The sequence below is a fragment of the Tunturiibacter empetritectus genome (genome assembly GCF_013410875.1).
Classification (GTDB): domain Bacteria; phylum Acidobacteriota; class Terriglobia; order Terriglobales; family Acidobacteriaceae; genus Edaphobacter; species Edaphobacter empetritectus.
This window is the reverse complement of record NZ_JACCCU010000002.1, coordinates 821,069-834,783: the sequence shown is the minus strand read 5'-3', so window position 1 is coordinate 834,783 and position 13,715 is coordinate 821,069. Positions and strand designations below refer to the sequence as shown.

Below are 13,715 nucleotides of genomic sequence, written 5' to 3'. Positions count from 1 at the left end.
TGTCATCATTGTTAAGGAACAAACGCTAAAGACCGGAGTCTGCTGGAGGAGGCTTCTGATCGAGACGCGGAGGCATATCGAGGAACGCTCGCATGGTGTGCCAGAGTTGACTTCGGTTTGTGCCGAGGGCGACCGAGTGAGCGGCCCCGGGGAGGATGACGAACTCGCGGTCGGGAACGGGAAGGCTGCGAAAGAAGTTCAGGAGATCTTCCTCGGTGGCGATGCCGTCATACTCGCCGCGCACGATGAGGACGGGAACGCGGAGTTTGGTGGGGTCGACGAGGGGAAGGTTGGCGGACATATCGAGGTAGGTTCCGGTAGGGGCGGAGTCACCAAATTTGAGTTCAGCGTCGGCCATAGCCTCGGCGACGGCGGGGTCGGAGGTGCCGGGTTTGTCCCGGGTGAAGATGCTGCGGATGGCGTCGCGATCGCGGGGGCGTAGGTTGTGGGTGCGGTAGGAGTCGAGCGACTCGGCACGTTTGGTGAGGGTGGACGAGCCCTTGCCTGTCCAGGTGAAGGCTGCGAGGACGAGGCGACGGACGCTGGCGGGCTGGGCGACGGCGAAGGCTCCGGCGCGGAGTGCGCCGCCGGACTCTCCGTAGAGATGAAAGGCAGGCTGGCCGGTCTCCTGCTGGACGATCAGGCTCGCCGCCTTCAGGTCTTCCACGCCGTCGGCGATGTTCGAGTTGCCGGCGGAGAGTGAGGATCTTCCGTAGCCCTCGAAGTCCATCGTCCAGACATCGAAGCCGAACTCAACGAACTTGTTCATCAGGGAGTATTCGCCGTGGCCGGGGACTTCGAGGTCAAAGGTCGGCCGGGAGGAGACGGAAGAGCCGTGGCAGAGGAAGAGGATGGGGCGGGTGGAGTGGCCTGATGGGGCAGGCCCGGCGTTCTTGCGGAAGAGGTAGAGCTTGATGTCTCCCCTGTGGGCCCAGTACTCGCGGCTCCACGTGGCCGGTTGCGAGGCTGGCCGGGTAGAGGCGTGGGCGCTGTGTGGGGGAGGGTCTCCCAGCAGGGTCATGGTGCTCGCTAGAGCCAAGGGGGAGCGGAGTAGAAAACTTCGGCGCGAAGGCGCGGTCTCTGGAGTGTTGGAACCTCCGAGCACGGGTTCATCCGATGGGTTCATGTTCTTCTTCGCCCTCCGAGATCTGTTGGTCTCTGATTTGTCGGTCCATCCTCGGTTGGTCCATGATCTGCTGTTCGATGGTGCGATTATTTGGCATCGCTAGAGCTTGAGTCAGTGCAGAACCCTCGATCTCATGCTCCCATGAGGCTACAACGATAGTGCCTACGCCGTTGCCGATCATGTTGACCAGGGCGCGAAAGGTGCTGAGAAAGCGATCGATGCCGAGGATGAGCGCCATGCCCGCAACCGGAATCGTGGGCACGACGATGAGGGTTCCGACGAGCGCGACGAAGCCTGCGCCCTGGACGCCGCTTGCACCCTTGGAGGTGAGGATTGCAACAGCAAACAGGCTGAGCTGCTGGCCGATGGTGAGGTGGGTGTTGGTCGCTTGAGCTACGAAGAGCGCGGCCATGGTGATGTAGAGACTGCTGCCATCGGTGTTGAAGGTGTAGCCGGTAGGGACGACGAGACCGACGAGAGCTTTGGAGCAGCCGAGGCGCTCCATCTTCTCCATGAGGCTGGGGAGAGCCGACTCTGAGGAGCTGGTGCCGAGGACGAGAAGAATCTCTTCCTTGATGTAGCGCAGGAAGCGGAAGATGTTGAAGCCGGCCAGCCAGGAGACCGCGCCGAGAACGATGATGACGAAGAGCGCGCAGGTGAGATAGAAGGTGAGGATGAGCTTGAGCAGAGGCCCGAGGGACATGACGCCGTAGCGTCCCACGGTGAAGGCCATCGCTCCGAAGGCGCCGATGGGTGCGAGGCGCATGAAGAGATTGACGATGGTGAAGATGGCCTGGGTCAGCACCTCGAGCAGGCGGAGGAGAGGCTCGGCGCGGCTGTGCATCATGGCGAGGGCGACACCTAAGAGGACGGAGATGAAGACGACCTGCAGGATGTCTCCTTTGGCAAAGGCGTCGACCATAGTGGTGGGAATGATGTGCAGCAGGAATTGCGTGGTGTTTTGCGCCTTGGCCGCGCCGGAGTACTCGGCTACTGCCTTCACGTCGAGGGTTGCGGGGTTGACGTTCAATCCGCTGCCGGGGTGGGCGAGATTTCCCGCGACCAGGCCGATGAAGAGCGCGAGGGTGGAGACGACCTCAAAGTAGAGCAGGGCCTTGCCTCCGACGCGCCCGACCTTCTTCATATCCTGCATGCCAGCGATGCCGGTGACGACGGTGCAGAAGATCACCACGGTGATGACCATGGCGATGAGTTTGATGAAGGCGTCTCCGAGCGGCTTCATGGCGATGGCCGTCTGCGGCGCGAAGCGACCCAGAGCCACCCCTAGAACGATCGCCACGGTGACCTGCACGGAGAGGCTCTGATAGAAAGGCTTGCGCAGCGGAACGTCTGGCTCGATCTCTGTTCTCATGGTCACTTTCCTTGGGCCATGTTCCAGGCCTGTGTGCTGCTCGGGATGCAGGTACTGGCGAGAGGTGTGGGCGAATTAGAAGGTGAGCTTGACCGCTAATTGAATTTGCCTGGAGGTGAGAGTTGTTTGGTCGATCAGACCGGCGGAGGGAACGCCGTTTCCTGAGCCATCGTAGATTTGGAAGTGGTCGGTGGGCGCTGCGAAGTCGGCGTGGTTCATGAGGTTGAAGATCTCAGCGCGAAGCTGGAGGTTGGCGCCTTTGCCGAACCGCTCAATGGGCGTGTTCTTGTAGAGAGAGAAGTCGAAGTTGATGCTTCTGGGGCCGGTGAGCTCGTTTCTCCCAGCGTTACCCATGCGATTGACGGGGTTGGGGAAGGCAAAGCATTTGAGATTGATAAACCCGTTTGGATCTCCGGTGGTAAGACTTTTGCCGCAGCCTTTGATTCGGTCGGGAAAGTCGAAGGGGATGGCGGCGTTGGTTCCGAGGGGATCTCCGCCGATGGTGACGCTGAAGGGAGCTCCGCTGGCCGCGCTGAAGATGCCGCCGGTCTGCCAGCCGTTGATGGCCCATCCGGCGATGCCATGCCGGGCCTGGTCTCCGGGGAGGTTCCAGATTGCGTTGATGGTGAGGTTCTGGCCGACGTTGGTGTCGCAGGGGCCGCGATGGGTGGCGGGTGCGATGTAGAGGTCGACGTTGAGTGAGTTTCTGTACTGATCGGAGGCAGCCGAACCGGAGCTGGTATCGATGCAGCGGGACCAGGTGTAAGAGAGCTGACCCTGGAGGCCGTGCCAGGGAGATTGAGTGATCTGGGTCTCCAGCCCGTGGAAGGAGGAGCTGCCGTTCCAGCGTGCATCGAGGGTTTGACCGACGAGTGGATCGACGACGGTGCCGCTGCCGATGGGCGTGGGCCAGTAGAAGCTCTTTCCATCAGGAGTGGTGGGGAGGACGATGTTGGCGTCGTCGGTCTGGTACCAGTTGTGGACGCCGCGAGAGCCGACGTAGCCGACGAGCAAGGTGGTGTTCTTGGCGATGGCGCGCTGGACGTTGAGATTCCACATCATGATGTAGTTGCGCGGGGGATTGTACTGAAGGACGTAGTAGTTGCGGTTTGCGGGGTTGTTGGCGACGATCTGGTAGGCGGTGGTGGGAAAGGCTCCTGCGGGAAGGACGCCGGTGCTGGCGTCCTGGGCGAAGGGGTAGGCTGCGTCAACGCCGCTGCCCATTTCGACGATGTAAGGAAGCACGTCGTAGATGCCGAAGGCTCCGCGGATGGAGGTGTTGCCATCGTGGAAGGGATCCCAGGCGAAGCCTACCTTGGGCTGAAAGTTTTTGAAGGTTGGGTTCTTGATGTAGGGGTTGCCGAGGTAGGGGGTGTTGCCCTGCAGGATGCGGAGGTTGGAGAGCTTGCCGTTGATCTCGTAGGGGACCGAGGCGGCCTCATAACGGAGACCGAGGTTGAGGGTAAGGTTGGGATTCAGGCGGAGATCGTCCTGAACGTAGGCTCCGAAGATGGTCTGGCGCAGATTGCGCGGGGTGAGGGTGGAGGGCAGAGTGGTGATGAAAGACTGTGGCTGGTTGGTGATGAAGGCGTCAAGCGAGGGGAAGGAGAAGTTGCCGCCGGGGGCGTCGGAGCTCTCCTGATTGTCCTGAATGCGCTCGATGCTGACACCGAAGGTGATGTTGTTCTTGCCGGCGGTGTGGGAGACGTCGTCGTAGCCTTGGAAGGAGTTCCATCGAAAGAGCAGCGGGCTGGCAGCGCTGACGCCTCCGGTGAAGGTGGTGATGCCGGGGACCTGAACGATTCCTGCGCTGTCTCCGGGCTGAAAGCCGAACTGCGGGTCGGCAGCGGCCGGCTTGATGGCGGAGGCGGCGTAGGGGGAGCCGGCGTTGTCGCGGCTGAAGCCAGCGTGGAAGGTATTTACGGTGGCGGAGGAGAGGATGTGCGTTTCCAGGATCGACACTGCCTGGCGAACGGTTTTACTAAGGGTGAGGACGTTGTTGAAGGCATCCGGCTGCTGGCTCGGTGAGTTGTCGTACATGTAGACGACGGCGGCGGTGTCCTTCTGGGAGAAGGTGCGGTCGACTCTGATGGTGAAGTAGTTTTCGCTGGTGACCTGATAGGCGGGGAAGGTAAAGGTGCCGGTGTCGCCCTGGGTGGTTCCGGTGTTGGGTAAGGGGATGAAGGTGTTCAGGAAGTTGACGATGGCGGGGTCGGGGGTCACCTGCATGGTGGAGGCGCAGGGGTTGGAGCCGTCTGGCGAGGGGACGCAGAGGGTTCCGGCGCGTGCGGCTGGAGAAGGAACGGTATCGATGTAGGAGACGCCGAGGTTTTGGCGGACGCCTTCGTAGTCGCCGAAGACGAAGGTCTTTTCTTTTTGAATGGGTCCGCCGAAGGAGGCTCCGAACTGGTTGCGGCTGAAGTCCGGCTTCTGTACGGGATCGAAGTAGTTGCGGGCGTCGAGGGCAGCGTTGCGGGCGAACTCGTAGGCGCTTCCGTGGAAAGAGTTCGTTCCTGAGCGGGTGACGGCGCTGATGACTCCAGCTGCGGTACGGCCATACTGTGCGGTGGGATTGGTGGTGACGACGGTGAACTCCTGGAGTGCGTCCACTCCGATGTTGCCTCCGAGCACGCTTCCGGGGCCTGCGTTGGAGTAGTCGTTGATGTTGATTCCGTCGAGGAGGTAGCTATTCTGCTGGGGACGCCCACCGGCGATGCTGAGTTGACCGCCAAGTCCTCGCTTCATGCGGTCGGGCGCACTTACAGGAGGTTGGGTCTGAATGACGGTGACGCCGGGGGAGAGGGAGGCAAGGTCGGTCCAGGAGCGGCCATTGAGGGGGAGCTCACGCATCTCGTGGCCACTGACGGCGTTGCTAAGCTGGGAGCTGGTGACGTCGACCGAGGCAGGGCTCTCTGTGACGACGACCTCCTGGGTGATACTGCCGACCTTGAGGGAGAAGTTGATGAGGGAGGCTTCCCCGACGGTGAGGACGACTCCTTTGCGCGTTTCGCCGGCGAACCCGGGGGCGGAGACTTTGACGATGTAGTTGCCGGGGGGCAGGGCGGGGGCGTTGTAGATGCCGTCATCGTTGGCCGTGATGCTTCGACTGATCTTAGTGTCGATGTTGGTGATGACGACCAGGGCTTTGGGTATCTTGGCTCCGGTGGCGTCCTCGACAGTTCCGGAGAGGTTTGCGCGGCTGGTCTGTGCGCAGGTGGTGCCGACGGTGAGCACGAGGAGTAGAGCCAACAGGAAGAACACTCCAGAGCGCGGGGCGAGTCTGTGGGTCGCCGGTCTCTTCAGGAGGCTTGGAAGCAGTCCGTGATTCCCGGTGACATCGATGGCGGCTGGGATTTGGTTGAAGGGGCTGATCTTCACCGGATGGTTCGGGCGATGGGCTGCGTCATGCATGGCCGCTCCTCTTTTACGTCTCGACTTGCGTAGTTCGCTGTGCCTATAATCTCGGGCCTACGGAGAACTCCCGTGATGAGGTTCCAGTCACCGTAGATTGAGAGCGGAAGAAAGTCTTTTGAGAAGTGCGAAAAAAAGATAAAGGAATTATTAAGCTCGATGTCCCATACGGTCAGCCACTTATACGAATTTGGAAGCTTCAGTCTGGATCCGGTTCAGAGGCTTCTTCTACGCCAGGGCAGACCTGTTTCCGTAACTCCGAAGGCGTTCGACCTGCTTGTGCTGATGGTGGAGAACAATGGCCAGCTGCTGGTGAAAGAAAAGCTGATGGACGCTCTTTGGCCGAGAGTGTCGGTCGAGGAAGGCAATCTGGCGGTGACGGTCTCGCATTTGAGGAAGATTCTGGGCGACGATCGCGGGAAGCATATCTATATTGAGACTGTTTCGAAGCAGGGCTATCGCTTTGTGGCTCAGGTCGTGGAGGGGCAGGAGGTTCCGCTGGAATCCATCGACCTGCACCCAAAGCACGTGGAGGAAGAGCCGGCGGCTATGACTCCAATCGTGTACGCGGCTTTGCCATCGATGCTGGCCGGGTGGAAGTGGATGGCCGGCCCTGCTATTGCACTCGCTGGTCTATTGGCTATGACTGGCTGGTGGCTGGCGAGCAGGCATGTGGCTACAGCTTCGGCAAACGGCCGTCCGATCAAATCGCTGGCTGTACTGCCCTTTGCGATGATAGGGGGCGCGGGTTCCGATGAGTATCTTGGCCTGGGAACGGCTGACGCGCTGATTACGAGACTGTCCAATACAGGGAAGATCCTGGTCCGGCCGACCAGCGCGATCGAGAAGTACAGGAGCAGCTCCATCAGCGCGGAGGGTGCCGGGAAGGAGCAGCAGGTAGACGCGATCATCGATGGGAGGATTCAGCGCGAGGGGAATCGCGTGCGGATGACCGTCCAGATGGTGAGGGTAGCGGACGGAGCGCAGTTGTGGGCACAGGCGTTCGATGAGGAGTTCACGAATATCTTCAGCCTGGAGGATGAGGTCTCGGAGCGGGTCGCCCATTCCATTCGTCTGCAGCTGAACAACAAGGAAGAGAAGAGGTTTACGAAGAGGCCCACGGAGAATCAGGAGGCTTACAGCGCGTTCGTCAAGGGCAGGTACTACTGGAACAAACGGACGAACGAGGGGATGATGAAGGGGCTGGAGTTCTTCCGCGAGGCTATCCGGATGGATCCGAACTTCGCGGAGGCATATGAGGGAGTGGCGGACTCCTATGCCGCGCTGGGGCTATATGCGGCGATTCCCCCGCAGGAGGCGTTTCCGGCAGCACGGGATGCGGCGAACAAGGCTCTCCGGATGAACGAAGATCTGGCCGACGCGCACGCGACTCTGGGGTTGATTGACTTCTATTACGACTGGAATGGCCCCGCAGCGCAGAACGAGTTTCAGCGCGCCTTCGATGTGAATCCCAACTACGCGATGGCACACTCATGGAATGCCGAAAATCTGGCGGCGATGGGGCGCTTTCCTGAGGCGCTGGTGGAGGCGCGGCGCGCGGTGGAGGAGGACCCCCTGTCGTTAAGCGTGAACAGCAACGCGGGCTGGACGTTTTGCCTGGCAGGCCACTATGAAGAGGCTATCCAGACCTTGAACAAAGCAATCGACATCGATCCAAGCTTTCCGCGTACGCACTTTCGCCTGGGTGACGTGTATGAAACAAGGGGTTTGTACGACCAGGCAATTACGGAGTTCACCCATGCCGTGCAGTTGTCGGGAGGCGACGTCTATTACACTGCCGGGCTGGGGCATGCCTATGCGATGGCCGGCAGGACTCGTGAGGCACGTGAGGTTCTCGTCACTCTGCTGAATAAATCGGCTCACCAATACGTCCCTGCGTTTGCGATGGCGATGATCTACGCTGGGCTGAGGGAGAATGGCCAGGCTCTGAATTGGCTGGAAAAGAGTTCTGCGGACCATTCCACATCCATGGCATACGTGAAGGTGGACCCCACGCTAAATGGGCTGCGTTCCGACCCAAGATTTGGCGAGCTCCTGCAGCGCGTGAAGTTCTAACCGACTGCGGTACGATCATCAAACCAATCTTCTCAAAACCCATCGTCGTGCTTCCTTACGTTCCAGACCTGTCATAGATATTTCAAGCACTACAACGGCTTAATAGGCGAGCCACAGTAGTTCGGAGGTGCGCACCAAGATCCCTGATGCTTCGGCTATCTGAAAGCTATCGGCCAGGCGATCCGCTTGGAGGTCCCTCAATTCCCGCTGGACTTCAAAGGAACCCCCGTCTTCAGCGGCAGCGATTCAACCGAATCACCTACGGAAATCGTGAATCGATTCGATCCAATCGCCCATCTCTTGGCCGCAACATCATAGTAAGAAAACGACCTCGCCTCCAATGGGATCTCGACATGCTTCGTCTCGCCGGGTGAAAGTTCTATCCGCTGGAAGCCCTTCAACTCATGCTCTGGTCGCGGCACCTTCGGGTGGTCCTCCGTCACGTAGAGCTGCGCGACTTCAGCACCTTTTCGACTACCCGTGTTCGTCACGTCGAAGCTGGCCGTGCCTCTAGCCTCATCGCCAGAGCCGTTCTGATCGAACTTCAGATTCGTAAACTTGAAGGTGGTGTACGAGAGACCGTATCCAAACGGAAACAGAGGCTTGACCTTGTTCTTCTCATAACCGCGGTATCCAACAAAGATCCCTTCCTTGTAGTCGACCCGCTTTGAGTCGCCCTCGGGATAATAGTTCGCGAAGGTTGGATTGTCCTCTGCATTGCGCTCAAAGGTGGCGGGCAGATGTCCCGACGGATTAACGTCGCCGAACAATATCTCAGCCAACGCCTGTCCCGCTTGCTGTCCCGCGTACCATGTCTCCAACACGGCGGGTACGCGATCAATCCACTTCGCCGAATCGACATTTCCGCCCGACGTGATAGCGACGATAACCTTCGGATTTGCCGCCGTGATCTCGCGAATCAGTTCGCTCTGCCCATACGGCAACGCAAACGTCCTGTCGCCAGCCTCGCCCTCGCTCTCCTGTTCGAAACCAGCCTCCACAAGCACCACGTCGGCTTTAGCGGCAAGTTGTACGGCCTGCGGATTCACCACCTTGTCTTCCGGCACGATCCCCAGCTCCACATGGCCTCCGATAGGACTCTTTTGCCACTCTTCGACGACTATCTTGTGAGCCCCTTCCGCCAGCTCGAGCGTTACATGCGGCTGAAACGCGCGCACAATCTTCCAGTTGTCGATCACCAGCTTGTCATCGACATACACCCGATTGCCTGATCCTTCCCCAGAGTCCTCCAGTGCGAAGATGTATTTCGTGGGGGTCGCGGCATGATAAAAACCGGTGAGTCGATGCGAGACTTCAGACGGTGGCGAGTTGAACAGCATCTCGATCACCGCATCCACGTTTGCAATCACATCTTTTATAGTGAGTCCTTCCAGGACAGCATGACGTGCAACAGTCTTTGTAGCCGGAGCCCCGGACAGATCCAGATTTTTAAAGCTCTCAAGCGTCAGCCCGGCCTTGCCACCCTTGGCCTCGGTCGTAAACTCCGTCGCGGACGCCAGATGCTCCAACGTCGGAACTCCCCGGTCATACAGCACGGTCGTCGTCGCGCCTACTTCGTTGGAGATACCCTCAAGCGCACTCACCATATGAAACGGCACTACCCCGGCGCTTCCTCCGCCCACCGGCACGCCAGGATAAGAGTCCGGCCCGACAATCAGAATCGTCTTAACCGCCGATCTATCCAGCGGCAACAAATTGCCTGTGTTCTTAAGCAGCACAGCCCCCTCGCGAGCCGAATCAAGGGCAGCCTCTTTATTTTTCGCGTCGACGAAAGAGATCGACGTATCGCGTTGATCGCGATTCAGCCAGCCATAGGAAGCAGCCGTCCCGAGGATATGCCGCACCTTCTCGTCGATCGTCGCCTCGGTTACCTTGCCGGCCTGTATCGCCGGGCCCAGGTTTGCATTGTTCATAAACTTTCCGCTTGGTTCCTCTATATCGAGCCCGCCGTTCGCCGCGCCAATCGCATCGTAGGTCGCATCCCAGTCCGACATCAACACGCCTTTGAAGCCCCATTCCTTACGCAGAATGTCGATGTTGAACTAGCTGTTCTGGGTTGCATGTTGTCCATTGATCAGGTTGTAAGAGTCCATCACCGAGCTCACATGCCCCTGCTTCACCGCCGCCTCAAAGGCTGGCAGATAGATCTCGCGCAAGGTGCGTTCATCAATCTCGGTATCTGAGTCGTGCCGCAAAAACTCACTATTGTTGCCGAGATAATGCTTGACCGTCGCGCTGACGCCCTGCTCCTGCATCCCCGTGATGTAACCAACGGCGATCTGCCCTGAAAGGAACGGATCCTCGCCGAAGTATTCAAAGTTGCGCCCATTTCGCGGCGAACGGTAGATATTCACCCCGGGCCCAAGCATGAAGTGAACACCACGTGCCCGCGCATCACGCCCAATGCCTGCCCCCACCCGCGCCGCCAGCGCAGGATCCCACGAAGCTGCCGTATTGATTCCTGCTCCATACGTCGTCGAAGGAAATCCCGAATTCGATCTCGTCCCAAAGGGGCCATCCGACATATCGAGCGCAGGAATCCCGGCCGACGGAACTGCCCGCACCCCAAACCCTGTTCCTCCGATGTAGTCCAGCTTTTGCTGAAGCGTCATCTGCTTCACCATCGCATCCACACGCTGTTGTTCCGCAGCATCCACCGGATGGGGCGCTTGGGCGAACACTGGCGCACACAAGATTGCAACAGTTGCACTCAGGGCCAACTTCGCCAGGAAAGCAGGATTGAAGGATGTGAGAAATTTCGAATACATGGAAGGGATGTCCTCGTAGTTACAAAATTGTATCTGCATCATCCCGCTCTCGTCGCTAATCGCAAAAACACACAAGCCCGTACCTACAAGGATGTCGTTATCATCCAGTGCGGAAGAGGCAGCGACTAGAAACTAATCTTCAAAATCTGGCCGTTGTTGCCTACGAACCATCCGGCCTCCGGATTCGCAAAAGCGACCGCCCAATAGCCGCTCACCTCCGACAGTTTGATCCAGGTTTGTCCTTCATCCGGACTCCAGGCAGCTGCACCGGAGCTGAAGTTCGGCTGAGTCTCTGTCGTGATCACCACACTCCGGTCGTGTTCATGGCCGAAGTCGTCTCGATGCCGCCAATCATCCTTGTGTTCAACGCCACGAACATAGGCGAGACAGAAGATCGCTCCAGGAATAGGTGGTTTGGTGGTAAGCGTCCATCTCTGGCCGCCATTATCCGAAGTTGCTGCCTGCGTAGCGCTGTCGTTGGTCAAATCGCCGCCACCGACGATGCCGTGCCAGGGATCGCGGAACGCTACCGACAAGGCGCCTGCATTGGCGTTGCTCACGAACGGAGTGTCATACGCATTCCACGTATAGCCGCCATCCCGAGTCGCCAAGATTCGCGCGATGCTTGAGCCGCCTGTGGCAATCCACGCGTTTTGCCATCCTTCTGTAGTGATGCAGGTTCCGCTGGAAGAGAACGACGCTTCGCCTGGCAACGCAGGCGGCATGTGGGCGATCGAGTGCCATGTCGTGCCATCGCTGGTGCGAATGTCGGGAAATACTCCGTTGACGGAATCGCTATGCGTGATGCCGCGATCCGGCCCCCAGAACGCGAAGCAATCATAGAAGGCGTTCGCCGTCTTATTCGTAAACTGAACAGTCCAGTGTGCGCCGGCGTCTTCCGTCTTATAGATGCGAAAATCTCCGGTGTCATTCCCGATCGACATGAGATATGCAACTCGATCGCTTACGCCTTGCACGTCGCGGAACTGCAGACCTTCGGCTCCCGGCACGACTCCGGACTTCCACGTCGAACCGCCATCGGTCGTAACCACGTAAGTACCACCCGCTCCGGCCGCCCACACTACGCGGGAGTTCACGGGACTGACCGCGATCAGCAATTGTGTCGTGCCGCTGTGCTGAGGAACGAGAGAGGGTTTATGGCCTTTCCACTCTTGTGCATACGCGCCGGTAGCGGTTGCAATCAAGAGAACGAACAACAGCACACGCTTTGACATGGACTTCCTCCTTGAATTGCCGTTCGAGTGTGGAGAAGTATAGGAACGCCGGAGGAGCCGAGTCAAATCAGGTACACGTGACTTCTGCATGTGGTAAACATCTACTGTTGAAGCGGAACTCATGGATCGCGGTACTCCCGGCGCTTGAGTTCGCGCAGTGCCTGTTCGTGGCCTTGAAGAGCTGCCTGACGAATCCAGTGACGGGAGTAGGTGTAGTCATGCTCCACGCCGTGGCCTACCGCGTAAAGGTGGCCAAGCTGAAACTGCGCCTCTGCGTTGCCCTGATCAGCAGCCTCGCGATACCACGCGGCGGCCTGAGTGTAACTGAGCGGGACGCCTTGACCCATGTAGTAGAGGTCCGCTAGCTTCTGCTGAGCTTCGGCAAAGTTCTGGGTAGCGGCAAGGCGATACCAGTAAGCAGCTTCGATATCGCTTTGTTGTACCCCCTCCCCTTTTCGATACATCAAGCCAACGTTGTACTGAGCCCAGGCGAGGTTACTGTGCGCGGCGCGTTCGCACCATGCGAAGGCTTCAGCGAAATCATCGGCTGCGTAGTAGCGAAAGCTGAGGTTGGCCTGCGCGTAAGCGTGGCCCTGCTCGGCAGCCTTGCGCTCCCAGTAGGCGGCCTGCCTGTCGTCTTGCGGCAATCCCTGACCAGCGTCGTACAACGTGCTCAGCAGATACTGCGATTCGGCGTGGCCTTGCTCGGCGGCGAGCCGAAAACCGTTTGCGGCTTCGGCGAAGTTGCCGGCGTTGTAGTCGGTGACAGCCTGCCGGTAGTTCGGGTTCGAGGCTGCGTTGGCGGCATCGCGGCGCCCGCGGGCGATGATGCTCGAACGCGTGGAATGGAGTGACAACGCGGCGCCGATAGGAATGTGCTGCAGGCCGGCTTTGGCTTTATCGTCCATCTTTATCTTCCATGCGCGCTGATCTGGCGGTCGATCAGTTCGAAGCGGCGCCGAGCGTCGGCAATCTGCTCGCGGAGGCTGGTAGCGAGTTCCGTGAGGAGGTCGCGGTGCGCCCCGGCTGTGGCTTCCGCGTCGCGGTGCAGTTGGGCGACCTCTCCGGCGAGCAGCGCATCCCGCTCGGCATCGAGCGTGGCGATATCGCGCTCGGCGTGCTGAATCTGGCGCGTGATGCGGAGCAGCTCAGCAGCGGCGCCTTCGCCGGCGATCGAGGCGTTGATCTCGCGATGATCGTCAAGCAGGCGCTGCAGCGTTTCGGTATCGCCGCAACTGTACGCCTGATTAGCGCGGGCCATCAGCAGCGTGAAGTGTCTTTGCTCCACGTCATCGCGCGCGAAGTCGGGGTGGATGCGCTTGGCGACATCGCGGAAGAGGGTCTTGAGGCTGGGTGGTGGGTCGAACTCCTCGGCTTCGCGCGCATCCCCGAAGGCGGCATCATAGGTCTCCTGTGCGCGCTGGCGAACCTCCTCGGCTCGGCGACGCGCGGAGTCGGAGTCGTAGAGGTCGACCTCACGCTCAGCGATGCGCGCCTCCAGGTCGTCGAGTTCGGCGTAAAGGATGCCGACCTGGCGGAGGTAACGGCCTTCGAAGGTCTTGAGCTGGGCTCGGATTTGAGCAAGCTCGGATTCGCGCTCGGCCAGCGTCGTGCGGACAGTGGCAAGTTGCTCCTGCTTGTCGAGGAGGGCGGCGTCATCCGGGGTTTGCTGGAGAATGATTTCGGCTGGCATGCGGCTTCCCCTG

At 59.5% G+C, this 13,715-nt stretch carries 9 protein-coding genes; 1 reads left to right on the top strand and 8 read right to left on the bottom strand.

The window, feature by feature from the left end; translation table 11 throughout:
* Positions 1–25: 25 nt before the first annotated feature.
* From HDF08_RS15595 to HDF08_RS15585, 3 genes are all read right to left on the bottom strand, one after another.
* Entirely contained in the window at positions 26–1,126 is a 1,101-nt protein-coding gene (locus HDF08_RS15595; RefSeq protein ID WP_218884725.1) for an alpha/beta hydrolase, read from the bottom strand.
* Positions 1,110–2,498, bottom strand: coding sequence for a dicarboxylate/amino acid:cation symporter (locus HDF08_RS15590; protein WP_218884723.1), 1,389 nt, complete (start codon positions 2,496–2,498; stop codon positions 1,110–1,112). The genes HDF08_RS15595 and HDF08_RS15590 overlap by 17 nt, the downstream gene beginning before the upstream one ends.
* 75 nt (positions 2,499–2,573) lie before the next feature.
* Complete coding sequence (locus tag HDF08_RS15585; protein WP_179639529.1) at positions 2,574–5,909, bottom strand: TonB-dependent receptor; 3,336 nt, start codon at positions 5,907–5,909, stop codon at positions 2,574–2,576.
* Between the two features lie 159 nt (positions 5,910–6,068).
* Here HDF08_RS15585 and HDF08_RS15580 point away from each other — a divergent pair, with 159 nt between their 5' ends.
* The gene (locus HDF08_RS15580; protein WP_179639528.1) at positions 6,069–7,985 is read left to right on the top strand and encodes a tetratricopeptide repeat protein; all 1,917 of its coding nucleotides are present in this window, start codon (positions 6,069–6,071) and stop codon (positions 7,983–7,985) included.
* Between the two features lie 197 nt (positions 7,986–8,182).
* On the opposite strand, the gene HDF08_RS21985 is transcribed toward HDF08_RS15580, so the two are convergent.
* The 5 genes from HDF08_RS21985 to HDF08_RS15560 form a co-directional block, all read right to left on the bottom strand.
* A complete protein-coding gene (locus tag HDF08_RS21985) occupies positions 8,183–10,000 on the bottom strand; it encodes a glycoside hydrolase family 3 C-terminal domain-containing protein (RefSeq protein ID WP_306459711.1) in 1,818 nt (605 codons plus the stop codon).
* 48 nt (positions 10,001–10,048) lie between these two features.
* Positions 10,049–10,774 (bottom strand): glycoside hydrolase family 3 protein, encoded by a 726-nt coding sequence (locus HDF08_RS21980; protein ID WP_306459710.1) that lies wholly within the window; start codon positions 10,772–10,774, stop codon positions 10,049–10,051.
* 125 nt (positions 10,775–10,899) lie between these two features.
* Positions 10,900–12,009 carry a beta propeller repeat protein gene (locus HDF08_RS15570; protein ID WP_179639527.1) on the bottom strand — a complete coding sequence of 370 codons (1,110 nt, stop codon included), beginning with the start codon at positions 12,007–12,009 and terminating at the stop codon, positions 10,900–10,902.
* Between the two features lie 119 nt (positions 12,010–12,128).
* On the bottom strand, positions 12,129–12,917 hold the full coding sequence (locus tag HDF08_RS15565; protein ID WP_179639526.1) for a tetratricopeptide repeat protein: 789 nt from the start codon (positions 12,915–12,917) through the stop codon (positions 12,129–12,131).
* A 2-nt stretch (positions 12,918–12,919) separates the two neighbouring features.
* Positions 12,920–13,702: a coiled-coil domain-containing protein gene (locus HDF08_RS15560; RefSeq protein ID WP_179639525.1), complete on the bottom strand. Its 783-nt coding sequence runs from the start codon at positions 13,700–13,702 to the stop codon at positions 12,920–12,922.
* Positions 13,703–13,715: the final 13 nt, after the last annotated feature.